Source organism: Pseudomonas spelaei, from assembly GCF_009724245.1.
GTDB lineage: Bacteria > Pseudomonadota > Gammaproteobacteria > Pseudomonadales > Pseudomonadaceae > Aquipseudomonas > Aquipseudomonas spelaei.
This window is the reverse complement of the sequence record NZ_WNNK01000014.1, coordinates 120,270-146,303: the sequence shown is the minus strand read 5'-3', so window position 1 is coordinate 146,303 and position 26,034 is coordinate 120,270. Positions and strand designations below refer to the sequence as shown.

General features: G+C 58.8%; 27 protein-coding genes. 16 read left to right on the top strand and 11 right to left on the bottom strand.

Features of this window, described 5'->3' with window-relative positions:
- Positions 1-815: 815 nt before the first annotated feature.
- From GNF76_RS17565 to ppnP, 3 genes are all read left to right on the top strand, one after another.
- A complete protein-coding gene (locus tag GNF76_RS17565) occupies positions 816-2,756 on the top strand; it encodes an acetyl/propionyl/methylcrotonyl-CoA carboxylase subunit alpha (RefSeq protein WP_155584382.1) in 1,941 nt (646 codons plus the stop codon).
- Positions 2,757-2,827: 71 nt separating this feature from the next.
- Positions 2,828-3,370: a 3'-5' exonuclease gene (locus GNF76_RS17560; protein WP_155584381.1), complete on the top strand. Its 543-nt coding sequence runs from the start codon at positions 2,828-2,830 to the stop codon at positions 3,368-3,370.
- A gap of 46 nt (positions 3,371-3,416) precedes the next feature.
- Positions 3,417-3,701 carry a pyrimidine/purine nucleoside phosphorylase gene (gene ppnP, locus GNF76_RS17555; protein WP_155584380.1) on the top strand — a complete coding sequence of 95 codons (285 nt, stop codon included), beginning with the start codon at positions 3,417-3,419 and terminating at the stop codon, positions 3,699-3,701.
- Positions 3,702-3,764: 63 nt separating this feature from the next.
- Here the strand turns inward: ppnP and GNF76_RS17550 are convergent, their stop codons facing one another.
- A complete protein-coding gene (locus tag GNF76_RS17550; protein ID WP_155584379.1) occupies positions 3,765-4,571 on the bottom strand; it encodes an MOSC domain-containing protein in 807 nt (268 codons plus the stop codon).
- Positions 4,572-4,632: 61 nt separating this feature from the next.
- A complete protein-coding gene (locus tag GNF76_RS17545) occupies positions 4,633-5,568 on the bottom strand; it encodes a chemotaxis protein CheV (RefSeq protein WP_155584378.1) in 936 nt (311 codons plus the stop codon).
- A gap of 547 nt (positions 5,569-6,115) precedes the next feature.
- Here GNF76_RS17545 and GNF76_RS17540 point away from each other — a divergent pair.
- The 3 genes from GNF76_RS17540 (at position 6,116) to GNF76_RS17530 (ending at position 8,517) form a co-directional block, all read left to right on the top strand.
- On the top strand, positions 6,116-6,562 hold the full coding sequence (locus tag GNF76_RS17540) for a hypothetical protein (RefSeq protein WP_155584414.1): 447 nt from the start codon (positions 6,116-6,118) through the stop codon (positions 6,560-6,562).
- Between the two features lie 405 nt (positions 6,563-6,967).
- Entirely contained in the window at positions 6,968-7,861 is an 894-nt protein-coding gene (locus GNF76_RS17535; protein ID WP_155584413.1) for a sensor histidine kinase, read from the top strand.
- The gene (locus GNF76_RS17530) at positions 7,858-8,517 is read left to right on the top strand and encodes a response regulator (RefSeq protein WP_178123390.1); all 660 of its coding nucleotides are present in this window, start codon (positions 7,858-7,860) and stop codon (positions 8,515-8,517) included. Before GNF76_RS17535 ends, GNF76_RS17530 begins: the two co-directional genes overlap by 4 nt.
- On the opposite strand, the gene yegS is transcribed toward GNF76_RS17530, so the two are convergent.
- The 3 genes from yegS to moaB form a co-directional block, all read right to left on the bottom strand.
- Positions 8,501-9,403, bottom strand: coding sequence for a lipid kinase YegS (gene yegS, locus GNF76_RS17525; protein ID WP_155584377.1), 903 nt, complete (start codon positions 9,401-9,403; stop codon positions 8,501-8,503). The two genes, GNF76_RS17530 and yegS, sit on opposite strands and share 17 nt — an antisense overlap.
- Before the next feature lie 80 nt (positions 9,404-9,483).
- On the bottom strand, positions 9,484-10,671 hold the full coding sequence (locus GNF76_RS17520; RefSeq protein ID WP_155584411.1) for a molybdopterin molybdotransferase MoeA: 1,188 nt from the start codon (positions 10,669-10,671) through the stop codon (positions 9,484-9,486).
- A gap of 22 nt (positions 10,672-10,693) precedes the next feature.
- Complete coding sequence (gene moaB, locus GNF76_RS17515; RefSeq protein ID WP_155584376.1) at positions 10,694-11,233, bottom strand: molybdenum cofactor biosynthesis protein B; 540 nt, start codon at positions 11,231-11,233, stop codon at positions 10,694-10,696.
- Positions 11,234-11,309: 76 nt separating this feature from the next.
- Between moaB and mobA the strand changes: the two genes are divergently transcribed.
- Entirely contained in the window at positions 11,310-11,912 is a 603-nt protein-coding gene (gene mobA / locus GNF76_RS17510; RefSeq protein ID WP_155584375.1) for a molybdenum cofactor guanylyltransferase MobA, read from the top strand.
- Positions 11,913-11,992: 80 nt separating this feature from the next.
- Positions 11,993-12,214, top strand: a complete 222-nt coding sequence (locus GNF76_RS17505; protein WP_065901933.1) for a YgdI/YgdR family lipoprotein — start codon at positions 11,993-11,995, stop codon at positions 12,212-12,214.
- Positions 12,215-12,268: 54 nt separating this feature from the next.
- On the opposite strand, the gene GNF76_RS17500 is transcribed toward GNF76_RS17505, so the two are convergent.
- The 4 genes from GNF76_RS17500 to GNF76_RS17485 all read right to left on the bottom strand — a co-directional run bounded on the left by GNF76_RS17500 (position 12,269) and on the right by GNF76_RS17485 (position 15,162).
- On the bottom strand, positions 12,269-13,159 hold the full coding sequence (locus GNF76_RS17500) for a pseudouridine synthase (RefSeq protein WP_155584410.1): 891 nt from the start codon (positions 13,157-13,159) through the stop codon (positions 12,269-12,271).
- 72 nt (positions 13,160-13,231) lie between these two features.
- Positions 13,232-13,567: a hypothetical protein gene (locus tag GNF76_RS17495; protein WP_003209087.1), complete on the bottom strand. Its 336-nt coding sequence runs from the start codon at positions 13,565-13,567 to the stop codon at positions 13,232-13,234.
- 75 nt (positions 13,568-13,642) lie between these two features.
- A complete protein-coding gene (locus GNF76_RS17490) occupies positions 13,643-13,879 on the bottom strand; it encodes a glutaredoxin family protein (protein WP_155584374.1) in 237 nt (78 codons plus the stop codon).
- A 74-nt stretch (positions 13,880-13,953) separates the two neighbouring features.
- Positions 13,954-15,162: an ammonium transporter gene (locus GNF76_RS17485; RefSeq protein ID WP_155584373.1), complete on the bottom strand. Its 1,209-nt coding sequence runs from the start codon at positions 15,160-15,162 to the stop codon at positions 13,954-13,956.
- A gap of 339 nt (positions 15,163-15,501) precedes the next feature.
- Between GNF76_RS17485 and GNF76_RS17480 the strand changes: the two genes are divergently transcribed.
- The 8 genes from GNF76_RS17480 (at position 15,502) to GNF76_RS17445 (ending at position 24,456) form a co-directional block, all read left to right on the top strand.
- Positions 15,502-15,816: an ElaB/YgaM/YqjD family protein gene (locus tag GNF76_RS17480; RefSeq protein WP_154745646.1), complete on the top strand. Its 315-nt coding sequence runs from the start codon at positions 15,502-15,504 to the stop codon at positions 15,814-15,816.
- A 2-nt stretch (positions 15,817-15,818) separates the two neighbouring features.
- Positions 15,819-16,205, top strand: coding sequence for a phage holin family protein (locus tag GNF76_RS17475; RefSeq protein WP_155584372.1), 387 nt, complete (start codon positions 15,819-15,821; stop codon positions 16,203-16,205).
- Positions 16,202-16,543, top strand: a complete 342-nt coding sequence (locus GNF76_RS17470) for a hypothetical protein (protein ID WP_155584371.1) — start codon at positions 16,202-16,204, stop codon at positions 16,541-16,543. Before GNF76_RS17475 ends, GNF76_RS17470 begins: the two co-directional genes overlap by 4 nt.
- Before the next feature lie 102 nt (positions 16,544-16,645).
- Positions 16,646-17,809: an EAL domain-containing protein gene (locus GNF76_RS17465; RefSeq protein ID WP_178123389.1), complete on the top strand. Its 1,164-nt coding sequence runs from the start codon at positions 16,646-16,648 to the stop codon at positions 17,807-17,809.
- A gap of 70 nt (positions 17,810-17,879) precedes the next feature.
- A complete protein-coding gene (locus GNF76_RS17460) occupies positions 17,880-19,211 on the top strand; it encodes a deoxyguanosinetriphosphate triphosphohydrolase (RefSeq protein ID WP_155584370.1) in 1,332 nt (443 codons plus the stop codon).
- A gap of 266 nt (positions 19,212-19,477) precedes the next feature.
- Positions 19,478-19,930, top strand: a complete 453-nt coding sequence (locus GNF76_RS17455) for a response regulator (protein WP_155584369.1) — start codon at positions 19,478-19,480, stop codon at positions 19,928-19,930.
- A 258-nt stretch (positions 19,931-20,188) separates the two neighbouring features.
- Positions 20,189-20,815, top strand: a complete 627-nt coding sequence (locus GNF76_RS17450; protein ID WP_155584368.1) for a response regulator transcription factor — start codon at positions 20,189-20,191, stop codon at positions 20,813-20,815.
- 8 nt (positions 20,816-20,823) lie between these two features.
- The gene (locus GNF76_RS17445) at positions 20,824-24,456 is read left to right on the top strand and encodes a transporter substrate-binding domain-containing protein (protein WP_155584367.1); all 3,633 of its coding nucleotides are present in this window, start codon (positions 20,824-20,826) and stop codon (positions 24,454-24,456) included.
- Between the two features lie 49 nt (positions 24,457-24,505).
- On the opposite strand, the gene GNF76_RS17440 is transcribed toward GNF76_RS17445, so the two are convergent.
- Together GNF76_RS17440 and GNF76_RS17435 are read right to left on the bottom strand one after the other, a co-directional pair.
- On the bottom strand, positions 24,506-24,988 hold the full coding sequence (locus GNF76_RS17440; RefSeq protein WP_155584366.1) for a GAF domain-containing protein: 483 nt from the start codon (positions 24,986-24,988) through the stop codon (positions 24,506-24,508).
- Positions 24,985-25,875, bottom strand: coding sequence for a DUF815 domain-containing protein (locus tag GNF76_RS17435; protein ID WP_178123388.1), 891 nt, complete (start codon positions 25,873-25,875; stop codon positions 24,985-24,987). Before GNF76_RS17435 ends, GNF76_RS17440 begins: the two co-directional genes overlap by 4 nt.
- Between the last annotated feature and the right edge of the window lie 159 nt (positions 25,876-26,034).

Sequence of the window (26,034 nt, the reverse complement as noted above, 5' to 3'; positions counted from 1 at the left end):
CCGGTTTACCCACGGACCAATGCCTGCGTTCGGCCAGCGTGGTTTAACGGGGCGCCTAAGATCAAAGTCAAAAGCAGATCAAGAGCACAGCGGCCTACCGGCCGGCTTGAGTGGTGTGAAGCAAAGGCAAGATCTAGAGCGAAAGCAGGGCTGCTTTTCTGTGGGAGCTGGCTTGCCTGCGATGGCATCACCTCGGTCTTTCAGGAACACCGAGGTGATGTCATCGCAGCATAGGTATCTACACATTTTTGAATCCTGCAAAAAACCTGTAGCCGCTGCCGAGGCACGAGGCTGCGATGGGCTGCGTAGCGGCCCCTAGGGCGGTCCTGCGGCCCGCATCGCAGCCTCGTGCCTCGGCAGCGGCTACAAAAATCAGGCTCCTGCGCAATGGTGTAGATACCTATGGTCATAGCAGGCAAGCCATCTCCCACAGAAAAGCAGCTCTGCTTTCGCTCTAGCCCTTGCCTTTGCTTCTACCACTCAGGTCGGCTTTCAGGCCGCCGTGCTTTTGATCTGCTTTTGATCTATCCGGCCCCATTAACCATGATGGCCGAACGTAGGCATTGCGCAGTGGGCATCCCGGCATGGATGCCGGGATAGCCGCGTTGGGCCATGGATGGCCCGTCGCGGCGGCCCACGGAGCAATGCCGGAGTGAGGGCACACCGAGCCTAGGCGAGGTGCCAAATGGTGGGGCAAGACCTTTTGGTTACTTTTGGGGCGTTTGCCAAAAGTGACCCGCTGTAAGAGCGGAACCAATAGCAGCCGTAACCGCAGGAATGGATATGTACTCGACCGACAGCCCAAGGACCCACTCATGTTCAACAAAATCCTGATCGCCAACCGCGGCGAAATCGCCTGCCGCATCCAACGCACCGCCCAAACCCTGGGCTACCGCACCGTGGCCCTCTACAGCGACGCCGACACCAACGCCCCACACGTCCAAATGGCCGACGAAGCCATCCACATCGGCCCCGCCCCAGTCAACCAGTCCTACCTCAACATCCCGGCCATCCTCGAAGCCGCCCACCGCACAGGCGCCAACGCCATCCACCCCGGCTACGGCTTCCTCTCGGAAAACCCCGAATTCGCCCGTGCCTGCCAAGCCGCCGGCCTGACCTTCATCGGCCCCAGCCCCGAAGCCATCGAGCTGATGGGCAGCAAACGCCTGTCAAAAATCGCCATGCTCAACGCCGGCGTCCCCTGCATCGCCGGCTACCAAGGCCCCGAACAAGACGACCAGACCCTCCAGCGCGAAGCCGTACGCATCGGCTACCCACTGATGATCAAGGCCAGCGCCGGCGGCGGCGGCCGGGGCATGCGCTTGGTCCACCGCCCCGACACCTTGCTCGAACAACTGCGCACCGCCCGCTCCGAAGCCTTGAACGCCTTTGGCAGCGCCGAACTTATTCTGGAACAGGCATTGATCGAACCGCGCCACGTCGAGGTGCAGTTGTTCGGCGATACCCACGGCAACCTGATCTACCTGGGAGAGCGCGACTGCTCGATCCAGCGTCGCCACCAGAAAGTCATCGAGGAAGCGCCCTGCCCAGTCATGACCGCCGAACTGCGCCAAGCCATGGGCGAAGCCGCGCTGAAGGCGGGTCGCGCCGTGAATTACGTCGGCGCCGGCACCGTTGAGTTCCTGCTGGACCATGACGGACAGTTCTACTTCCTGGAAATGAACACTCGCCTGCAAGTCGAACATCCGGTGACTGAATTGATCACCGGCCTCGACCTGGTGGACTGGCAACTGCAAATCGCCGCCGGCCTTCCCCTGCCCTTGCGCCAGGAAGACGTGACCCTCAGCGGCCACGCCATGGAAGTACGGCTGTACGCCGAAGACCCGGCCCAGGGCTTCCTGCCGCAAACCGGCGACGTCATGCGCTGGGAGCCCGCTGGCGGTGTGCGCATCGACCATGGCGTGTGCGAAGGGCAACGAATCAGTCCGTTCTACGACCCAATGCTGGGCAAGATCATCGCCCACGGTGCCACCCGCGAAGAGGCCCGACGCAAGCTGCTGCGCGCCGTGGAAGATTGCGTGCTGCTGGGGGTGTGCAGCAACCAAGGGCTGCTGGCTGAGTTGCTCAAACATCCTGGATTTGTCGCGGGCAACTTCAGCACCGGGTTTATCGGCGAACACTTCAACGACATCGCCCGCCCTGCGCCAACACCCGAAGAACTGGGCCTGGCCGCCGCGCTGTTTTATCAGCACAGCGCCAACACTCACCGCAGCGGCTTGCCGGGCTGGCGCAACAACGCCAACGTACCGTGGACCTATCGCCTGGCGGTACAGGATGAGGCCAAGGCAATCAGTGTCAGCCTGCTGGCGGACGACTGCCTGCAAGTAGAAGTCGATCAACATGCCATCGAGATACACCTTCTGGACACCGACGGGCGCTGGGCCACGGTGGTCGTCAACGGCATCCGTCGCCGCGTTGCCTATCACCTGGAGGGCACGCAGCTGTGGCTGGCCACCACCAGTGGCGGGCTGTGTATCGCCAACCACACCCAAGTCGTTGCGAACCGTCAGATCGAAACCAGCAACGGCACGGTCAAGGCGCCGATGGATGGAGCCATCGTCGAGGTACGGGTCAGCGAAGGCGATACGGTGAGCAAGGGCCAACTGCTGCTGGTGCTGGAAGCGATGAAAATGGAGCACCCACTCAAGGCCGGCATCGACGGTGTGGTCAAACGAATCCAGGTGGTTGCCGGGGATCAAGTGCGCAACCGCCAGGTTTTACTGGAGATCGAGTAAGCGCTAGGCGGAACTACCAGGCTTGGCTACGCTCTATCCCCATCAGGACGGGAAGAGTACGGGAACCTGCGATGCCTCATTGGCTGATTATTGATCTTGAAGCCACAACGGATGAAGGCGGCTGGCCCGTGACGGAGATGGAAATCATCGAAATCGGCGTAAGCCTGGTCAACCGTCAAGGTCGCGAACTGGATCACTTCCAGCGTTTCGTGCGGCCGTTGCGCCGGCCGTTATTGACGCCCTTCTGCCGCCAACTGACCCATATCAACCAGGCCAGTATCGACAGTGCCCTGGCGCTGAACGAGGTCTGGCCGCTGTTTGAGCGTTGGCTGGGCCAACATCAGGCACACCTGGAAGGCTGGGCCAGTTGGGGTGATTACGATCGCCAGCAACTGGAGCTGGAATGGCAGCGCCACGGCTTGACCAGCCTCCTCAGCCGCACGCCCCACATGAACCTCAAGCAACGCTTCGCCAAGGCCCGGCGCCTGGACAAGCCATTGGGGCTCAATGGCGCACTGCAATTGGCCGGGATGCAGTTCAACGGCCAGCAACACCGGGCACTGGAAGATGCACGTAATACAGCACGCCTGCTGCCGTTGATTTTGCCCGTGTAGAAGGCATACTGGCCGACCTTTCTTGACCCTTTTCGAGGATTCGCCCATGTTTAAAGTCAACGAGTACTTCGACGGCACCGTCAAGTCGATCGCTTTCGGCACCGCAGAAGGTCCAGCGACCATCGGCGTCATGGCCCCGGGTGAATACGAATTCGGCACCGCCCAGCGGGAAATCATGCACGTGGTGTCCGGCGCGCTGACCGTCAAGCTGCCGGACAGCAGCAACTGGGAAACCTTCGCCGCCGGCAGCCAGTTCAATGTGCCCGCCAACAGCAAGTTCCAGCTGAAGGTCGCCGTGGACACCGCTTACCTGTGTGAATACCGCGGCTAAGCTTTCCAACGTCGAAAAAAATGCCCGTCTCTCACAAGACGGGCATTTTTCGTTTCGGGGCCGTTACTCCAGTATCGTCAACGGCATGCCGACTTCCAGGCGGCCCACGCCATCGTTGACCAGGTTCTGGCCGAACATCACACCATCCGGCTCCTTGCGATAAGCCTCAAGGGCCGTCAGCGGCTGGCGGTCAGCGCTGCGCTCGCCGGTTTGTGGGTCGATGGTGGTAAGGATGCAGCGCGAACAGGACTTGACCACACGCAACTCCACATCGCCAATCCGCACGCGCTTCCAGCCGTCCTCGGCAAAGGCTTCGCTGCCTTCAATCACCAGGTTAGGCCGAAAGCGCAACATCTCCATCGGTCGGCCAATACGCTGGGACAAATCATCCAGGGATGCCTGGCCGATCAACAACAGTGGGAATCCATCGGCAAAGGCCACCTTGTCGTCATCCTTGCCGTAGCCGGATGCTGTGGTGCGCGCACGTGCTACAGGGACTTGTACCAGGCGCGTGGGCTTGCCGATGAATTCGCTGACCCAGGCGGCGGCCTCGTCGCCAGCGTCCGGAACCCGCAAGGTGTCGCGCCAGATGGTCACACCACGCAACTCGGCATCGCTGCCGGGTAGCGGCACGTCCAGGGTCGGGTGACCCGCCGCGCTCAAGGTCAGGCCACCGGCGTTATTCCAGATCGCCGATAACTGGCTCATGTGCGCAAACGCCCGCTGGGTCAGGAAACGTCCGCTGGGCTCGTCCACCAGCATCCAGCGTCGATCCCCATCCAGCCCGAGTTTATCCAGGCCGACCTGCTGCAAGGCTTGACCCTTGCCGGACTTCAATGGGTACCGATACAACGCGCTGAGACGCAGCATGAGCCTGCTTTCCTGATGGGCAAAAACGTCACCCTATACGAGGGCAGCCCAGGAATCAAAGTCAGGCCGGTACTTCATCCAGCATCAAGCGCTGGCGCACCACGTCCACCAATTTGTCCGGCTGGAATTTGGAGAGGAAGTTGTCGCAACCGACCTTCTTCACCATCGAATCGTTGAAGCTGCCCGACAGCGACGTGTGCAGCACCACATACAAGCCACGCAGGCGCGGGTCGTTGCGAATCTCGGTGGTCAGGCGGTAGCCGTCCATCTCGGGCATTTCGGCGTCGGTGAAGATCATCAGCAATTTGTCGGTCATTACCTGGCCGCTGTCGGCCCAGGCTTTGAGCATGTTCAGCGCCTTGAGGCCGTCACTGGCGATGTGCATCTTCACCCCCAGTTGCGACAACGTATCGCGTAACTGCGACAGCGCCACGTTGGAGTCATCCACCAGCAGCACTTCCCGGCCACGGGCGCGTTCCAACACCGGGTCGTCGAGCTTTTCCCGGGAAACCTTGGCGTTGTAGGGCACGATCTCGGCCAGGACTTTTTCCACGTCGATGATTTCCACCAGTTGTTCATCGACCTTGCTGATGGCCGTAAGGTAATGCTGACGCCCGGCACTGGCCGGCGGCGGCAGGATCGCCTCCCAGTTCATGTTGACGATACGGTCCACGCCGCCCACCAGGAACGCCTGCACCGAGCGGTTGTACTCGGTGACGATAATGGTGCTGTTGGGACCCGGCACCAGTGGGCGCATACCGATGGCCTGAGACAGGTCGATCACCGGCAGGGTCTGGCCACGCAGGTTGACCACCCCGCAGACAAACGGATGGCGCTGGGGCATCAGGGTCAGCTTGGGCAACTGCAGCACTTCCTGCACCTTGAACACGTTGATCGCGAACAACTGCCTCCCGGCCAGGCGAAACATGAGAATCTCCAGGCGATTCTCACCCACCAATTGTGTGCGTTGATCTACCGTGTCGAGAATGCCGGCCATTAAAGACTCCTGGGGGTGCGCTGATGAGTTTTGCGGGTGACTTGAAGCAGGTTATCGGCGGCAGATGCCGGACCTTGACCCTGAGTAAAATGCCACGTAACTTCATTGATGTCACACTGACATCATGCTTTACTGAGTCGACCTACTGACTGTGCATTCCAACCCCGCCGCGCGACCTTGAAACCGCCGCGAGGTTCCCCTGTGTAAGGGATTCCCCTAGCCGCAATCAGGTCCAACCTGATATTCGCGATATCTAATAGCCATTAATGTGACGCCATTCTCATTGCATGAATGGAGTCAGGCTTTTGTTTGCTATTGCAAGCCCACGGCCCACGGGCCTTCCAGGCACTTATGCCTTGGCAACCAACGGGGTGCAAATGCACCCTGAAAGTGGGGACACGGACCGTTGCCGCCCTCTTAAAAATAAACGTCCTACTGAAAAACCAGAAACGAACTACAGATTCCAGTCACATTTCAGCGGTAGTTTTAAGCTATTCACCCAGTGCGATATCTCATCACCTGACCGCATGTTGTGGAGACTTGCATGATGAACGACGGTAAAGAGTGGCAACTTGCACTTCCCGAGTTTCTCCTCGAGGCTGAAATGCTGCTGGCCAAGTCTGAAGAATGCTTGAGCCACCTGCATTTGATCCGTAACGACAACGATGCCATCGACTGCATGAAAAGCAGCCTGGCCAAGCTCAGCCAGAAGGCCGATGCCATGGCCCTGCGGCCCATCTGCGAGTTTTCAAGGCATATCCAGGACCTGATCAGCAATGCTGCCTGCCCTTTGCAACTGCATGACCAGGCACTGTCCGCGCTGCAGGAGTGCCTGACGTTACTGGCCTGGCAACTGGAGTTAATCGACTCGAAAACCGGTCAACTCGGCCTCGATGACAGCGAGCAAGTCGCCTTGATCGCGACGGTAAGCCAACAGATCCCGCAAAATGGCGCGCGTTATAAGGCACAACAACGACTGCCACACACACCCTGATCTTCCTCACCTTTAATCCATGAGGGTGTCGTATTCAATCAATACTCTGTCTGAAAACGACAAAGGTAACTAATCCGCATGCCGGTTTGTTGGCGAGATCAATAGGCCAGCAATGGTAATAACCATACAAAACAATTCTAATAATACAACTTCCCATTCTTGGAACAGTGGGACTCATGCTCAGGATATGCCTTGATTGACACCCCCCACCGAGAACAACGCCAGGCGACCAACGGTCATTGTGGTGATACCATGCCGCGCTCGAAGTGACCCGGCTTCATGATGCCCGACAACGTGAAAAGCACCTCGAACCCGGAGCATGGCCCGGCCACGCTTTCCAGACAGAGTCCAGTCAGCCGCCGTGACCGGTCTACCCGCAGTGAACATTCATTGGCTCCATCCGCTATGTACGCCAGCCTCAAGTCACTCATCGCAAGGTCCGTGTCCCGTCGCAATGGGCGCTGGCTGACCCTCGCCCTGTGCCTTTGCACAGCCTTGGCCAGCCTGTGGATCTATGCGCACTCGGCTCGATTGCCCCTGACGCTGCTGGTATTGAACCTGGCTACCCTCGTTGCGATCGCCCTGCAACACTGGCGCGCCCGCAAGTCCATCAAGTTTCAGCCCCAGGAGTTGGCCGACCGCCTGCTGCAGGTCCAGGAAAACGAGCGCCATCGTTTGAGCCGCGAGTTGCACGACGACATCGGCCAACTGCTGACGGCTGCCAAGCTGCAAAGTGAATGGCTCAAGCGCCGCCTGCCCGAAGAGCTGCAAGACCAGTGTTCGGTGCTGTGCAGCACCTTGAACGAAACCCTGGCCAAGGTGCGCGATGTATCGGCCATTCTCAATCCCCGGCAACTGGCCAGCCTGGGCCTGGAAGCCAGTCTCAGGGCTCACCTGCTCAAAACCCTGGAAAACACCAAGGTGAACTGGAGCCTGGAATGCCAACAGCGGCTGAGCGGCATTCCGGAAGAGATGGCCGTGGCCGCTTTTCGCATCACTCAGGAGGCGGTCACCAACATGCTACGCCATGCCCAGGCACGCAATCTGCTGGTGCGCCTGCAACGCCTGCCGCAGGGTCTGTCGCTGAATATCTGCGATGACGGCCTGGGGTTCTCGCCCGCCATCAACCCAGGCCTGGAAGGGCAACGGGGCATGGCCGGTATGTCCGAGCGAATCGATCAACTGGGAGGCACGTTGTCCATCAATAGCCAGCCAGGCAAAGGGACACGGATCGAGGCTCTTTTCCCCTGGGCGCCCCGCGCCCTCGAACGGGCCAGTTCCCATAAGGTTCTAGAGTGACCTGTAACTTACTCCTGGTGGATGACCACGCATTGATCAGGGCTGGCGTGCGTGCGCTGGTCCTGGATATTCCTGGCTACGCGGTGATCGGCGAAGCCAACGATGGCAACCAGGTGCTGGCACAATTCGATGCCCTGCAACCCGACATCGTGCTGCTGGACCTGTCGATGAAGCACACCGGTGGGCTCGACGCCTTGCAACAGCTCAAGCGCGCCTACCCCAAAAGCAAAGTGCTGATTCTATCGATGCACACTGATCCGGAATTGATCATGCGGGCCCTGGAATCCGGTGCCCATGGCTACCTGCTCAAGGACACCACCGCCAATGAGCTGGAGCACGCACTGCAAGCCTTGCGCAATAACGAGCGCTACCTGAGCCCGGCCATTGCCCACACCGTGATCAACCAGGCGCTGATCCGTAACCACGGTCTCGCCTCCCCCGCACGCCACAGCCATAACCTGACGGCACGTCAGCTGGAAATACTGCGCCTGATCGTGCGCGGCAAGTCCACCCGGGAAATCGCCAGCGGCCTGGGCTTGAGCATCAAGACCGTGGAAGCCCATCGCTCGCAAATCATGAAGCGCCTGCAGATTTTCGACGTGGCCGGCCTGGTGCTGTTTGCCGTGCGCGAGCAGATCATCAGCCTGGATGATTGACCAGCAACGGCGAGCCCGCCGGCAGGTGGACCTTCAGGGCCCGGGGTAGTGCCGAGAACCGCAGGTCGTCGCCCTTGATCGGCTCGCCATCGAGGTTGATGTACAGTCCTTCGGCGACTTTGATTTCCACCCAGGGCAAGCGCGCGCGGACAAACAGGTTGTCCAGGCCCCAGCCATCAGTCATCAAGTCCCGCAGGGTGCCGACCACTTCCTGCGGTGCCGGTAGAATGCTGATATCCAGCAACCCATCGTCCGCCATGGCCCCAGGACACAACACATGCCCACCACCTGCCTGACGACCGTTGCCGATCCCCAGGGCCAGCAACTCGCCACGCCAATGAAAATCCGGCCCCTGCAACTCGCCGTAGGCGGCATGCAACTCGCTGAAACGCGAGAGTCCGGTAAACAGGTAGGCGGCGCCGCCAAGGACCTTCTTCAAGTCTTCGGAGGTATTGGCGGTGACCTGACTGCCAAAACCACCGGTGGCCATGTTGAGGAATATCTGCCCCCCCACCTCGCCCAGGTCAATGGCACGGGCCGGCACCTCGAGTAAGTCCAGGGCGCGCTCAGGCTCCAATGGCACACCGGCCGCCCGGGCAAAGTCATTGGCGGTGCCCAAAGGCATCAGCACCAGGCTGGCATCCGTTTTGGCCTGGGCCATGGCTTCGGCGACATCCCGCAGCGTGCCGTCGCCGCCGCCAGCGATCAACCGGGTGTAGCCGGCCGCCAATGCCTCGTCGACCAGGCGCCGAGCATCGCCGCCCTCCCACGTCACGCGCACGGCCAACGCCCAACCTTGCTCACGTTTGCTTTGCACCGCCGAACGCACCTGCTCGTTGAGGGCTTGCTTGCCGTGCAGAATCAGCAGCGCCTTGGGCTTGCTCATGGGATGAAGCTCCTGTCGTTCAAAGGGTCCTGAGGGATGTGGACCTTGAGCGATGGAAAAAAAGCCATCGGGTTGAAGAATTAGTTCAGCACCTCGCTCAACGGAATGAAGTTGACCCGATCACCCTCGACCAACGTCGTGCCCTCAAGCACCTCCACCAGGCCTTCGGCCCAGGCCGCACTGCGCAAGACCCCGGAGCTCTGGTTGCGGTAGATCACCGCGCGTCCCTGCTCCAGGCGCCCGCGCAAGTACTCGCGACGATTGCCCGCCACAGCCCAGGTGAACCCCACCGGCACCTCGACACTCAACGGTTGCACGTCCTCAACCCCCAGGCGACGTAACAGGTAGGGGCGTGCCAGCAAGGCGAACGTCACCAGCGTAGAGGCCGGATTGCCCGGCAAACCGATCACGGGCACCCCACGGAAATGGCCAAAGGTCAGCGGCTTGCCGGGCTTGATAGCCAGCTTCCACAATGCCAGTTCGCCCTCTTCGCGCAAGGCGATGCCGAGAAAGTCGGCCTCGCCGACCGATACACCACCCGTGGAGAGAATCAGGTCGACCGACACCAACGCTCCCAGGCGTGTGCGGGTTTGTTCGAGGTCATCCGGCAAGATACCGCCATCAACCACTTCGCAGCCCAAGCGCGTCAGCCAACTGCACAACACTCGGCGGTTACTGTTGTAAATTTGCCCGGGGCCCAGCGGCAAGCCGGGCTCGATCAACTCATCACCGGTGGACAGCACGGCCACCCGAGGGCGTCGCACCACCTCCAGGCGATCGCGCCCCAAAGAGGCCGCAAGCCCCAACTCGATTGGCCCCAGGCGTGTTCCGGCCGACAGCACTTGATCGCCGACGGTGGTTTCCTGGCCCTGGGGGCGGATGTTTTGCCCAACCTGCAGGGCTTCGGTAAAGCCCACACGTTGATCAGCCTGCACCTCGGCGTTTTCCTGCATTTCCACGCAGTCGGCACCTTCAGGTACCGGGGCGCCGGTGAAGATTCGCGCGCAGGTTCCGGGCACCAATGGCTGCGGCGCTTGGCCGGCGAAAATACGCTGGCTCACCACCAGGGGCTCGCCGTTCCAATCCGCCACACGCAACGCGTAGCCGTCCATGGCGCTATTAGGCCAGGGCGGCAGATCAAGGGTCGAAATCAGCGCCTGGGCCAGCACGCGACCGTCGCACTCGGCCAGCGGCAGGCGCTCCTGCTCACGGATGGGTGTTCCATCGGCCATCGCCAGCAGACGCTCGAGCGCTTGCTCCACGGGCATCAATACGCCCGTCTTGCCCGGCTTATCCACGGGATTCACAGGGCGCGACCTGCTTCAGGTGCGGGACAAAGTTACACGGACGATGACGGCTATCCAGTTGCTCGGCGAGGATCCCGTCCCAACCAGTGCGCACCGCATTGGTGGAACCTGGCAGGCAGCACACCAGGGTGCCATTGGCCAAGCCGGCCAGGGCACGGGATTGCACGGTGGAGGTGCCGATATCGGCCACGGAGATTTGCCGGAACAGCTCGCCAAAGCCGTCGACCTGTTTGTCCAACAGACAGCTGACGGCTTCCGGCGTACTGTCTCGACCGGTGAAACCGGTGCCGCCGGTGATCAACACCACTTGCACCACATCTTCGGCAATCCAGTGCGCCACTTGTGCGCGGATTTTGTACAGATCATCTTTAAGCAGTACCCGCTCAGCCAGCAGGTGGCCAGCGGCGACCAGGCGGTCGACGAAGACCTGGCCCGAGGTATCGGTTTCCAGGGTGCGGGTGTCGCTGACGGTCAATACAGCGATATTCAGGGGTACGAAAGGCGCATCAGCCTTGGCTTTCATGGCTCGGTCCGGTTGTCGTAGGAACAGCCTGATGTTATATCACAGGCCCCTGTTTCACTGCCGCTGCGGAGCTGTCATGCCACTGAATCCTTCCCTTCTGCCCTGTTCGATCCTGCTGCTGGCGGGCGGTCGTGGCCAGCGCATGGGGGGGCAGGATAAAGGCTTGCTCGACTGGCACGGGCAGCCGCTGATCGCCCACCTGCACCATCTCGTGCGTCCCCTGACCGATGATCTGATCATCTCGTGCAACCGTAATCAGCCACGGTACGCGCCTTACGCTGATCAGTTGATTGGCGACGACAGCCCCGACTTCCCGGGCCCCTTGGCCGGTATCCGGGCCGGATTGGCAGTCGCTCGCCATCCGCACCTGCTGGTCTTGCCATGCGATGTGCCGCACATTGATGAGCAACTGCTGGTCGATCTGCGTGAAGCTGCGCAACGCAACCCACAACAACCCTTGATGGTGCGCCACGGTGACTTCTGGGAACCCTTGCTTTGTGTCATCCCGACCGGCTTGCGCGACGACATCGAGCGTGCCTGGCAGGCTGGCGAACGCAGCCCGCGCCAGATCATGCTGGCGTTGGGGGCAAAGGCATTGGACTGCCCGGCCAACGACCCGCGCCTGGCCAACCTCAATACACCAGAGTTGTTGCACCGCCCGCCCAGCGTGTCAGAATGAACCTTGAACAAGGAACTTTGCGGGCGTTGTATACGTCACAAGGTCAGCACTCAAAAAAGTATTTTCCTGGAGACAAACTCATGACTCAACGGACCATCGCCGCTCTCATGCTTGCACTGGGCCTCGCTACCCTTGCCGGTTGCGCCTCGCCAACAGTGATCACCCTGAATGACGGTCGCGAAATCCAGGCCGTCGACACCCCTAAATTCGACAAGGCTTCGGGCTTCTACGAGTTCGAACAACTTGACGGCAAGCAGACCCGTATCAACAAGGATCAGGTTCGCACCGTTAAAGACCTGTAAGCCTTACGCTTGCAAACAGGGCCCGCCATGTGCGGGCCTTGTTGTTTTCGGGGGTTACCAATCGAGGGAAATCTCACTCTTGAAGGTGCGCTCCAGCCCGCTCACCGGGTCAATAAAGCGCACGCCCTGGGCCAGGAGTTTGAGGGGATTGGCATAGTCATCCTCGGCATCCTTGATCACATCAGGGTAGAACGGATCGTTGCAGATACTGGCCCCCAGCGCCGTCATATGAACCCGCAACTGGTGCTTCTTGCCGGTGACCGGGAACAACCCGTAGCGCCACAAGTCGCCATTTTTCTCCCGCACCTCAACCGCCGTTTCGGTGTTGCTCGCGCCGGGACCTTCCTGCATGCGAAAGAACGGCTCGCCATCAACCAGCCGGCTTTTGTGCACTAACGGAAAAGCCAGTCCCGGCAATGCTGGCGCGATGGCTTCATAGATCTTGTCGATCTGACGGGTCGGAAACAGCTGTTGATACGCCGAGCGACTTTGCGGATTCGCCGAAAACAGGACCAACCCCGCCGTGTGGCGATCAATGCGATGCAGCGGCACCAGCGACGGGTTATCCAGGCGGCGGATCAGCCGTCGCAACAAGGTCTGCTCCACATACTCGCCGGCCGGGGTCACCGGCAGAAAGTGCGGCTTGTCCGCCACCACCAGATGCTCATCGGCATACAGGATCGTTTCCTGGACCGGGATCGATTTTTCGTTCGGCACTTCGCGAAAATAATAAATGCACAGGCCTTCCTTGTAGGCCAGGTCCAGGCGAATGGGCGCACCGTTTACATCAAGCACGCGGCCACGGGCGATACGGTCCAGCCATTGCTCACGGCTGATGGCGCGAAAATGCTCGCACAGACAGTCCAGCACTGTCGCCCAGGTGCCGGGCGGCAAATACAAGGTGCTGGCTTGGTGCTGGGACGCGGAAAAACCGGGTGCGGACATGGGCATGCTCAAAGCCTGAAAATACAAGCAGGCATTATCCCGCATGTCGCTGGATCAGGCCTAGAAGAGATCTCAAGCCTTGGCCAATTCCGCCCGCAACACCGGTGACGCACTGGCCGCCTCGGTAAACTCCTTGAGCCAACGCAGCACATCCACCGCCTCCCAGCGGCCCGGGTCATACAAGGCATAAAGCAGCCCCTGATACCCCACCACATCCAGTTGCTTGTGATACCCGGCGCGCTGGAACAACGCCTCGATCTCGGCAAAGCAGGTATTGAAATGCACTTTATTAAAGGGCGTCTTGCCTTCCGTGACCAGGCCATCGAGGCGCAGCTCGTTCACCGCATCGCGCACGACGTCGGCGGACATACGATTGACGCTGCTTTTCAGTTGTTCGACATTCACCACGGGCGTTCCCTCTCACTCAATCGCTGTACAAACATACAGTAACCGAATAATCGGGAACCCGCCATTGGATTAGTGCTAGAGCAGGAAGGCTACGACCTGCTCGGTATCGAAAGGCCAGCCCAGCTCTTCCCCCGTATCCACCCGGCGCAGTACCGGAATACGCAGGCTGTAGGCTTCGAACAGGGCCTCGGAATCGGCGATGTCCACCAACTCCACCAGCAGCCCATGTTCGACCAACGGCATGACTTCAGCTTCCGCAAGTTCACAAAGATGGCAGCCCAGGGTGCCGAACAACTGGCATTCAGGAGGCATGGCAAACGAACCCTAAAAGGAATAGGCGTCCATTCTAGGCCTGGGGAAAACCATCGTCGAGCCAGCGACACCAATCAATCCTGACTGACCGCCCCAATCTTGTGGATCGACAAGTCCGCGCCGTAATACTCCTCCTCCTGACTCAAGCGCAGGCCATAAACGCGTTTGATCACCCCATACACCAGAAACCCACCCGCCAGGGCAACGACCACGCCCAACGCGGTACCGATCAATTGGCTGATCAAACTGACGCCACCCAATCCACCCAGCGCCGTCTGACCGAAAATCCCGCAAGCAATCCCGCCCCACACACCGCACAGGCCATGAAGCGGCCAGACACCCAGCACGTCATCGATTTTCCAGCGATCCTGGGCCGCAATAAAGCACCAGACGAACAGGCCGCCCGCCACTGCACCCGTTACCAGCGCACCGACCGGATGCATCAAGTCGGAACCCGCGCAGATCGCCACCAGCCCAGCGAGCGGACCATTGTGCAGAAAACCCGGGTCATTGCGCCCGATCACCAACGCCGCCACGGTGCCGCCGACCATCGCCATCAACGAGTTGACCGCTACCAGGCCGCTCATCCCGGACAAGGTTTGTGCACTCATGACGTTAAAGCCAAACCAACCGACAATCAGGATCCACGAGCCCAATGCCAGGAACGGAATGCTCGACGGCGCAAACGCCACCAGGCGCCCTTCCCGATAACGACCCTGGCGCGGCCCCAGCAACAGCACTGCCGCCAGCGCCAGCCAGCCACCCATGGCATGCACCACCACCGAGCCTGCAAAGTCATGAAAGCTGGCGCCGAAGGTGGCGAGCAGCCAGGCTTGCAAACCGTAGTTGCCGTTCCACACCATGCCTTCGAAAAACGGGTAGATGAACGCCACGATCAACGCGGTAGCACAGAGTTGCGGCGCAAAACGTGCACGCTCGGCAATGCCGCCGGAAATGATCGCCGGGATAGCAGCCGCGAATGTCAGCAGGAAAAAGAACTTCACCAGGCCATAACCGTGATCCGCGCTGATGACCGCCGCCGGTTGCATGAAGCTGACCCCATATGAGATCCAATAGCCTATAAAGAAATAGGCCAGGGTCGAGATGGCGAAGTCACTGAGGATTTTCGACAGGGCATTGACCTGATTCTTCTGCCGTACAGTGCCGACTTCAAGAAACGCGAAGCCGGCATGCATGGCCAAAACCATGACTGCGCCGATCAGAATAAACAGGGTGTTGGAGCTGTGGACCAGCGTGTCCACTGCACTTTGCAAATTTTCCATGGAAGTTGGCAGGCCTGCACATTCAGGAAAAAGCACCAAAGCGGTTCATGGCCTACGTTCGCGCACTAAATTAGCACCGATGCTACCGACCTTCTGGGAGGGCGTGAACCGCTTTAGCGCAACGTTCAATGAAGGAGGCAATTCCCGGCAGGGTTTTTCCGCGAGTTTTAGTTATTTAAGGTAAGGTTTTTGGAGGTCCAAGGCCTTACCGCCCAAATTCAGCGCAAACCCAAAGGCTTGCGCACCAAGGCAAAGCAAAAGCTGTACCAGACAATTGCAATGAACCTTCACCGATGCCGGTGACTCGAAAACATCAGACAGCCACTCACGGAGATACCCATGGCCAGCAAAACAGCAAAGACTGCTCAAGAAATACTGATGGAGGACTTTCAAACCCTGGTCAGCGATACCGAAAAACTGTTGGATGACACGGCCGTACTCGCCGGTGACCAGGCTGACGAATTGCGCTCGAAAATCCATGAGAGCCTGCTCAAGGCCCGTGAAACACTGCAACTGACCGAAGACTCGCTGCGTGAACGTGGCAAGGCGGCGGTCACGGCGACCGAAGACTATGTGCAGGCCAACCCTTGGCAGTCCGTCGGTATTGCCGCCGGCGTGGGCTTTCTGATCGGCCTGCTGGCCACAAGGCGCTAATCATGTCTATCGGCGAATCCGGCTCGTCCACGGGCCCAAGTTCTACTTCGCGGCGCCTGGGTGCCGCTGTCCTGGGTTTGCTCCACAGCCATGTCGAGCTGTTTGGCATCGAGTTGCAGGAACAGAAAGCCCGCACGGTCAGCCTCTTGTTGTTCGCAGGCCTGGCCCTGGTGTTTGCCTTGCTGTTGTTGGTGGGCTTGTCGGCGCTGGTGATGATTCTGGTCTGGGACACCTATCGCCTGGCCGGGATCATCAGCCTGTGCGTCTTCTATGTGCTGGCAGCCGCATTTTGTGGATTGCGCTTGAAGGCCGCCATCTTCGATGAGTCCACGCCTTTCCACGCCACCCTCGAAGAGCTGGCCAACGACCGGGAGCGCCTGTTGCCATGAGCCTGACTGAAATTCCGCAAACCGCCTCCCGGCGGGAAATGCGCAAGGCACTGATCCGCTTGCGCATGGAGATGCACCGCCAGGAAATTCGCCATGAGTCCCAGCAACTGTTGGCACCCCTGCAAAAGGTCCGCAACCTGGGCCAGAGCTGGCAGGACGGCTTCGGTATCAAGCATGCGCCCCTGTGGGGCGTGGGTGTGGTGACACTGCTGGGCTTTCTCACCGGCAAAGGCGCCAAGGGCGGCAGCATTGGCACCCTGACTCGCCTCGTGCGGCTCGGTGCGGGCCTGATACCGCTGATCAAACTGGCCATGCAAGGCGCTGCGCGCAAAGGTTGAGGCCACACTGGCCGTATTCTTGCTAACGGATCAGGCCCGGCCCCTCTCAAGGGGTCGGGCCTTTTTTGTGCCCAGCCCTTTTCCGGTTTTCAAGGAGGTTCTGTGATCGATGGGCAACCGCTTGCCTGCTTCCAGCCATTCATTGACACCGCCACCGGCCGCATCGCCGGCGTTGAAGCCTTGGGGCGTCTGTGCCAGGCCGACGGCCAACTGCGTTCGGTGGGCCCGTTGTTTGCTGATCCGCGCAGCCCGGCGGTGGCGCTGCGTCGTCTGGACCGACAGATCCGCGACAACGCCTTAAGTCGCCTGCATGAGGCTCCCCAAGACTGGTTCCTGAGCCTGAATATCTCGCCGCGCTGGATCACCCGTCTGCGCCCGGGCCAAGCACTGCCCAGCCTGAAGCAATTACAGGCGCATGGCGTTGACCCGCGACGCATCGTCTTTGAAATCACCGAACTGGGCGGCGACAGCCGACGCCTGGCCGACGTGGTGGAGCGTTATCGCGACGCCGGGGTGCGAATCGCTATTGACGACTTTGGTGCCGGCTATTCACAGCTTGACCGGGTGCTGGCCTTGCAACCGGATATCCTCAAGCTGGACATGCGCCTGTTCCAGGCCGCCGCCCGTGGTGGCCCCAGCAGCGACGTGGTGCGGGCGCTGGCGCAAATGGCGGAAAAAACCGGGTGCTGGATCATTGCCGAAGGGGTGGAAACCGAGACGCAGCTTAGCTTCGCCCTCGAATGTGGCTCACGTTATGTTCAGGGCTATCTGTTTGCCCAAGCCCAATTGGACTGGTTCGCCGCCGATGCTTTCGTTGCACGCTTCGCCCAGCTGCGTACCGCGTACGTGCGGCAGAAGCTGGCTGAACGCGGGCGCATCATGGTGCTGCGCCAGCAATTGGCCGAGTTGATGCTCATCCTGCAAACCTGGGCCCTGACCCAGGCCCCTCTCAGTCACCTGCCCCAATTGCCCACCTTTCCCTGGCTGCTGCGCTTTTATCAATGTGATCGACACGGCACCCAACTGACCCCCAACTTCGAATGGCGCCAGGGCGCCTGGCAGGCCGACAGCCGCTATCTGGGACATAACTGGTCGTGGCGTCCGTATTTTTATTACTTGCTGGCAGAAGGTTGGGAAGAGCGTCGCCTGACGCTGTCCTCTACCTACCGCGACGCCACCACCAATCAGTACTGCCTGACTGCCGGGCAATTCTTCGATAACGGTCAGCGTTTGCTGCTTATCGATATCGATGCTGCCGGCCTGTAGTTTTTCTTGCACCCACGAGGCCGAACCGGGAAGCTGGGACACGTCATTCACCGCACGGAGAGTACCCGCCTTGGATTGGCCCACCCTGCTTACCCGCGAACGCCTTGGAAAACCCCTGCACAGCCCCGAAGAACTGGGCCGCAGCCCTTTTCACAAAGACCATGACCGCATCATCTTCTCCGGAGCGTTTCGCCGCCTGGGCCGCAAGACCCAGGTACACCCGGTCTCCAGCAACGACCATATCCACACCCGGCTGACCCACTCCCTGGAAGTCAGCTGTGTCGGCCGCTCCCTGGGCATGCGCGTGGGCGAAACCATTCGCAGCGCGCTGCCCGACTGGTGTGATCCGAGCGACCTCGGTATGGTCGTGCAATCGGCCTGCCTGGCCCATGACATCGGCAACCCACCATTCGGTCATTCCGGTGAAGACGCCATTCGCCACTGGTTCCAACAGGCTTCAGGCCGTGGCTGGCTGGATGACATGAGCAGCGCTGAACGCAATGATTTCCTCAACTTCGAAGGGAATGCCCAGGGATTCAGGGTCCTGACGCAGTTGGAATATCATCAGTTCGACGGCGGCACCCGCCTCACCTTCGCCACCCTGGGTACGTACCTGAAGTACCCCTGGACCGCGCGCCACGCCGACTCCCTGGGTTACAAGAAACACAAGTTCGGCTGTTACCAGAGCGAGCTGCCGATCCTTGAGCAAATCGCCCATAAACTCGGCCTGCCGCAACTGGAAGAACAACGCTGGGCTCGGCATCCTCTGGTTTACCTGATGGAGGCAGCCGACGATATCTGCTACGCGTTGATTGACCTCGAAGACGGCCTGGAAATGGACCTGCTGGAGTACGCAGAAGTCGAATCGCTGCTACTGGATCTGGTCGGCGACGACTTACCGGAAACCTATCGGCAACTGGGCCCATTGGATTCCCGACGCCGCAAGCTGGCCATTCTGCGAGGCAAGGCCATCGAGCACCTGACCAACGCAGCAGCACGAGCGTTCGTCGAACAACAAGAGGCACTCTTGGCTGGCACCTTGCCAGGTGACCTGGTCGAGCATATGCATGGCCCCGCCAAGCGTTGCGTACTGAACGCCAAGGACATGGCCCGCAAGAAGATCTTTCAGGACAAACGCAAGACGCTGCATGAGATCGGCGCCTACACCACCCTCGAAATTCTCTTGAATGCTTTCTGTGGCGCCGCCCTGGAACAGCATGGCGGTCGCACCCCGTCCTTCAAGAACCGTCGCATCCTGGACCTGCTGGGTAACAACGCACCTGATCCTGCCTGGCCGCTGCACTCGTCGTTTCTAAGGATGATCGACTTCATCGCCGGCATGACCGATAGCTACGCCACGCAGATGGCGCGAGAAATGACCGGACGTTCCAGTCCTCAGTAAAACACTGCGCTAGATGAAAACCCTGGCTCGCCGCCTTCCAGCCAGGGTTTTCAACCGCTCAAAGAATCGCCCTACGAAGAGAACAGAGCAGCCTGATCGAACATCTACAAACGCCCGATGAATAATCACGCGCGCTCTTATCCACCCTATCGACCAACTCCTACGTCCAGCATCTTATGGGCCAACCAACTTCTGATTCATAAGCTGTTAATACACCCCTTGGTGGAGCAACTTCAGGGCCTATGCCCATAGCCATGGACGAACCCATGCTCAAACAACTACGCATCCTGCTGGTGGAGGACCACCCCTTTCAATTACTGGCCACCCAATGTTTGCTGAGAAACGCTGGCTATCACCAGTTGACGCCCGCCGAAAACGCCGAACAGGCCCTCAGGTTGATGGTTCACACCGAAGTACCGTTCGACATTCTGCTCTGTGACCAATGTTTGCCGGATCTGCCAGGGCTTGAGCTGATAGAAATAGCGCACCGCAGAGGCTTCATAAACGCTGCCATATTATTGAGTGGCCTGCCCTCCAAAGAACTGGAAAACCTGAAAGCCCAGGCATTGCAACGTCACTTCCCACTACTGGGCTACTTGGCAAAACCATTCAACCATGATGAGTTGCAAGTGCTGATACACCAATCAAAACTTGGCAATGGGAAATTGTCCCTCTACGAGTCTGAGCCCATGACAACTGAAAGCGGACACACTACCTGACAACGTAGGATACTAAACACCCAAACGCTACGAAAAATCAGCACAGCAAAACCACCCAACATCTGCCGCTTACATTTCAAATCCGTGAGCATAACTTTCTTACACACCAACCAACAAAGCCCCAACAACAGGTAATCCTATGCTTTTTTTCATGTAGGAAAATTCCTGTTTCATACTTGTTCCACATTCAGTTCATCCTCCTCCATCGCCATGTGAGCTAATGTGCCCGCTTTATTTACGCTTGCTTGGGATTTGATCATGAACTCAGTTTTTATTATCGACGACCACCCTGTTATCCGACTTGCACTGCGAATGCTGTTAGAGCACGAAGGTTATAAAGTAGTTGGAGAAACCGATAACGGTTGCGATGCCATTCAAATGGTCAGGGAGTGCCTGCCGGACCTGATAATTCTCGATATCAGCATTCCGAAACTGGATGGCCTTGAGGTGCTATGCCGGTTCAACTCGATGAGTACCCCGATAAAGACGTTAGTCCTGACGGCTCAATGCCCGGCACTCTTCGCCACACGCTGCATGCGGTCAGGTGCAGACGGTTATGTATGTAAAGAAGGCGATTTAAGTGAACTGCTCAGTGCCATCAGGGCCGTTCTATCCGGTTACAACTACTTCCCAAGTCAGGCACTGAATGGCAACGGCGTAGAAAACGGCATTAACGAAGAGCTGGAACTTTTCAAGGCCGTGAATGATCGCGAACTCATGGTTTTGCAACTTTTTGCACAAGGCCGGACAAACAAGGAAATTGCCAAAGGCATGTTCCTCAGCAACAAGACTGTCAGCACTTATAAGAAACGACTTATGCAAAAACTGAAAGCCAAGTCCTTGGTAGAGCTTATCGAGCTGGCAAAACGCAACGCGCTAGTGTGAGAGACCGGATGCCCAGGCGTTTAAAGGACTATCTAATTATATTGAGTGCCGGTTTGTGCTTAAGCACTCCCGTACCTGCCGCTCAAATCACTCCGAAATATTACACGCTACTGAGCCGCTCGGGTTCCATCCAACTGGAGAGCCAACTGGACAAGGCTCAGCGTCAATGGCTGCAGGGCAAACGCGAATTGGTGCTCGGCACCTCGGCACCCGACTACCCACCCTTCGATGTCACCTCCAGCGGTCATGACTATGAAGGGTTGACCGCCGACTACGCAGGCCTGCTGGCCAAAGCCCTGGCATTGCCGGTCAAAATACTGCGCTACCCTACCCGAGAGGCTGCTATCCAGGCTCTTGAAGCCGGACAAATCGATCTTCTTGGCTCCTCCAATGGCTTTGAGGCCATAAACCCCAACCTGGTTCTGTCGACCCCTTACGCTGTGGACCAGCCGGTATTGGTCACTCGCGAAGGAGAAAGCCGTAGCCTTCGAGAGGGCCTTGCGGGTCTGCGACTCAGTCTTGTCTACCATTACCTCCCGCAGGAGGAAGTGGAAGCCTTGTACCCAAAAGCAATCATCCGCGCCTATCCGTCCTATCAAAACGCCTTGAGTGCCGTTGCATTCGACCAGGCCGATGTCTTTCTCGGCGATACCATTTCAACCCACTACATGATCAACAAGGGCTACCTGAAAAATATTCGCATGGCCAATTTTGGCAAACATGAAGCTTACGGATTCAGCTTCGCCTTGCGCAGGGATCAGCCTGTGCTCCGAAGCATTGTCGACCTGGTGCTTGTCAGCGTGTCCACCCATGAACGGGACAGCATCGCCAAACGCTGGAGCGCCGGCAGCGATATATTGCTGACCGATCACAAGCTGCAACTGACCCAGCGCGAAGAGCGCTGGCTGAAAGAAAACCCTGTGGTAAAAGTCGTGGTGAACGAAACCTTCGCACCACTGACCTTCTTCGACGCAGACGGCAAATTCCGCGGCATCACTGCCGACCTTCTGGAACTGATTCGGCTGCGCACCGGCCTGCGCTTCGACGTTCAGCGTACTCGAGACGTCAGCGCCATGATCGACCAGGTCAACACCCACAAGGCTGACATCATCGGGGCGATTACCCCCAGCGCCGAACGAGAGTCCCATCTGAACTTCAGCCGCCCATACCTGGAAAACTCCTATGTGCTGCTGACGCGCAAGGAGTCGGGCGCGCCCTTAAACCTTGAGCAGATGGCAGGCAAGCGCCTGGCAATCACCCAAGGCAATCCACTGGCAAAGAGCCTTCGCGAGGAGTTTCCGAAGATCCAACTGGTGGAAACCAGCGATACGTTCAAGGCATCGGAATTGCTGGCGCAAGGTCAAGTGGAAGGTGCAGTGAATTCGCTGGTGATCGCCAACTACTTTCTTTCCTCATTGATGTTTCAGGACAAACTGCAGATCACCTCCAGCATCGGCACGCTGCCCGCCTCTTTTGCACTGGCCACGTCACGTAGCGCCACCGAACTGAGCTCAATTCTCGACAAGGCACTGCTCAGCATCGCTCCGGATGAATTGGGAGTTATCAACAGTCGCTGGCGCGGCTACACCGCCGCCTCCGACAGCTACTGGCGCAACTATCACAATTTGATTGGCCAGATCATCGTGGGTGCCGGGCTGTTGCTATTGATCTCCTTGACGTGGAACGCGTACATGCGCCGGCAGATCAAGCACAGACAAATGGCCGAGCGCGCCCTCAACGACCAGTTCGAATTCATGCGGGCCCTGGTCAATGAAACACCACACCCGATTTACGTGCGCGATCGCGACGGTTTGCTACAGACCTGCAACGACAGTTACCTGCAGGTTTTCAACGCCAAACGCGAAGACGTGATTGGCAAAAGCGTCATCCAGATGAGCCAGACTCTTGAAATAGAGGCCGCGCAATACCATGCCGACTATCGGCGAGTGGTGGCTGAAGGCAATCCGTTAATCCTTGATCGTGCCCTGCATATCCAAGGAAAAAAACTGACGATCTACCACTGGATTCTTCCGTACCGCGACTCCACCGGCGAGGTCCAGGGCATCATTGGTGGCTGGATCGATATCAGCGAACGGCGCCAGCTCTTCGATGAACTTCGCGCCGCCAAGGAACGTGCCGATGAAGCCAATCGAGCGAAAAGTACCTTCCTCGCTACCATGAGCCATGAAATCCGCACACCGATGAATGCGGTGATCGGAATGCTTGAGTTGACCCTCAAGCGTGCCGATCATGGCCACCTGGATCGGCCAGCCATTGAGGTGGCCTACAACTCAGCGAAGGACCTCCTGGAGTTGATCGGCGATATCCTCGACATCGCACGCATCGAGTCCGGCCGATTGAGCCTGGCCCCGGAGCGCGTCAATTTGCGTGAAGTGATCGAATCGGTGGTACGCGTCTTCGACGGGCTCGCACGACAGAAAACCCTCAGCTTGGTGTTGGAGTTCAGTCCCGATATCGAAGACACCGATGTGCTGATCGATCCGTTGCGTTTCAAGCAGATACTTTCCAATCTGGTAAGCAACGCCATCAAGTTCACCGAGCGCGGCCAGGTGAAGGTCAAGGTCGATGTGGAGGCCACGGCGCTACCGCAGCAGGTCCAGATGAAACTGGTGGTGGAGGACACGGGCATCGGGATCAGTCGAGACGATCAGCAACGGCTATTCGAACCCTTTGCCCAGGCAGACAACTCAGGTCACCTGGCCAGAAGCGGCGCGGGCCTGGGACTGGTGATTTGCCGCAGCCTGTGCGCAATGATGGGCGGCCAACTGAGCCTGAACAGTGTTCCCATGGTCGGAACCCAGGTCCATATCGCCCTGAAAATGACCTGTCTTGCACCTTTAAAAGCCGTTGACGAACACAAGCCTGTGCCAGTGGCCCCCGCCCCGGTGCTCAATGTGCTGGTGGTGGACGATCATCCGGCCAATCGCTTGCTCATGTGCCAGCAACTGGGCTTCCTCGGTCACCAGTTCACCGCTGCCGCCCATGGCGCAGCGGGTTTCCAGGCATGGCGTCAGGAACACTTCGACCTGGTGATTGCCGACTGCAATATGCCCATCATGAATGGCTACGAGTTGAGTCGTTCAATTCGAGAGTACGAACAACGAGAACAGATGACTCCCTGTATCGTCCTTGGCTTCACCGCCAATGCCCAACCCGAAGAGAAACAGCGCTGCGCGCAAGCCGGCATGAATGACTGCCTGTTCAAGCCCATCAGCCTCACCGCACTGGAGCGAGAGCTGGCGAAGATCGGGCAGACCTCCACTGGCCAACTCTTCGACCCCGGCAACCTGGATGCCCTGACAGGAGGCGATCCGCAGTTGAGTCGACGCTTATTGGAAGAGTTGTTGAGCAGCAGTCGCCACGATCGTCAGGAGCTCATGGCCTTGCTGGCAAGACAAGGCTCCCCCCAGGAACTCATTGAGCTGGCCCACAAGATCAAGGGCGCTGCCCGCATAGTCCAGGCCGATGCGCTGGCCACACAATGTGAAGCACTGGAACAAGTCTGTGCCCTGGGCGCTAACCCGACAACCCTTGAAGCGGGTGTCAAGACCACAGAAAAGTCCATGCTTGAACTGGAGAGGATGTTGCAGACGCAACTGGCCAGCCTGGCAGATCATTAACAGTCAATTGCAGGAGCGAGGTTGCTCGCTCCTACCGGGTTTCACTCCATCAACACGCGGTCAAGCGCAGGAAAATCGCCGCCAGCTGTTCAATTCCGGCCTGATCCTGTGAGGTAAACCGCGCCAACGAAGGGCTGTCCAAGTCCAGCACCCCGATCAGCCGTCCCTCTTTGACCAAGGGAACCACCAGCTCACTATTCGATGCACTGTCACAGGCAATATGCCCTGGGAACGCATGCACATCTTCCACCCGCTGGGTTTGCCGTGTGGCTGCCGCGGCACCACACACCCCACGTCCAAACGGAATGCGTACGCAGGCGATCTGGCCCTGGAAAGGCCCGAGCACCAGCTCCTCATCGCGATTGAGGTAAAACCCCGCCCAGTTCAAATCGTCCAGTTGATTGAACAGAAAAGCGGAAAACTGCGCAGCATTGGCAATGAAGTCACGCTCATCGGCGAGCAAGGACTCAAGTTGAGCGCAGAGCATGGCGTAGCCATCAAGACCGGTTCCGGCCTGTTGCAAATCGATCATGACTGACGCTCCAACAGCTTCAGGCCCACCCAGTAACGGGCAAACTGATAAGCACAACGGCCATTGCGGTTACCGCGCCCGGTTGCCCAGCGCACCGCGAGGATGTCCAGCTCTTCGTCACGCTGCCACTGCAAACCGGCCTTGCTCGCCAGTTCACCGATCCAGTGTTCGACCACGTCGAGAAAGTGCTCCTGGTTGAACGGATAGAACGACAGCCACAAACCGAAACGGTCAGACAAGGCGATCTTGTCTTCCACTGCCTCATTGGGATGCAACTCACCGTCCACCCTTTTCCAGTTCTCATTGTCGCTCTGATTTTCCGGAACCAGATGGCGGCGGTTAGACGTGGCATACAGCAAGACGTTTTCCGGTGCCTGTTCCAGCGAGCCATCGAGAACGCTCTTGAGGACCCGATAATCGCTTTCACCGGCCTCGAAGGACAGGTCATCGCAAAACAGCACAAAACGCTGTGGCAACTTGGCCAGTTGTTCGACCACCCGCGGCAGGTCGGCCAGGTGATCGCGCTCGATCTCGATCAGGCGTAGACCGGCCTTGGCGTGCTGAGCCAGCAAGGCGCGTACCAGGGAGGATTTACCCGTACCTCGCGAGCCCCAGAGCAAGGCATGGTTGGCGGGTAGACCATCGAGAAACTGTTGGGTGTTACGAGCCAGCTGCTCACGTTGTTTGTCCACACCGATCAAATCGGAAAGACGCATGTCCAAGCTGACTTCCAGTGGCAATAAAAAGCCGCTGCGGCCTTCACGCTGCCAACGGGCAGCCAGGCACTGGTTCCAGTCGATGGATTGGCGTGGGGCAGGCAACAAGGGTTCCAAGCGAGCGAGCACGGCATCGGCACGCTCAAGAAAGGCATTCAATCGAGAATCCACGACTATTCCTCTGGCAAGTTCTTGTAAAAGATGGCGTATTGGCAACCCTGAGGCAGACCGTACAGGGCTGCACCCGAATAAATCGATTCATGCCGGGCAAAACCGATAGCTTTGGATATTCAGCTATGCTTGCCGGGCGAAGGGAAACGCAAAGTGGTT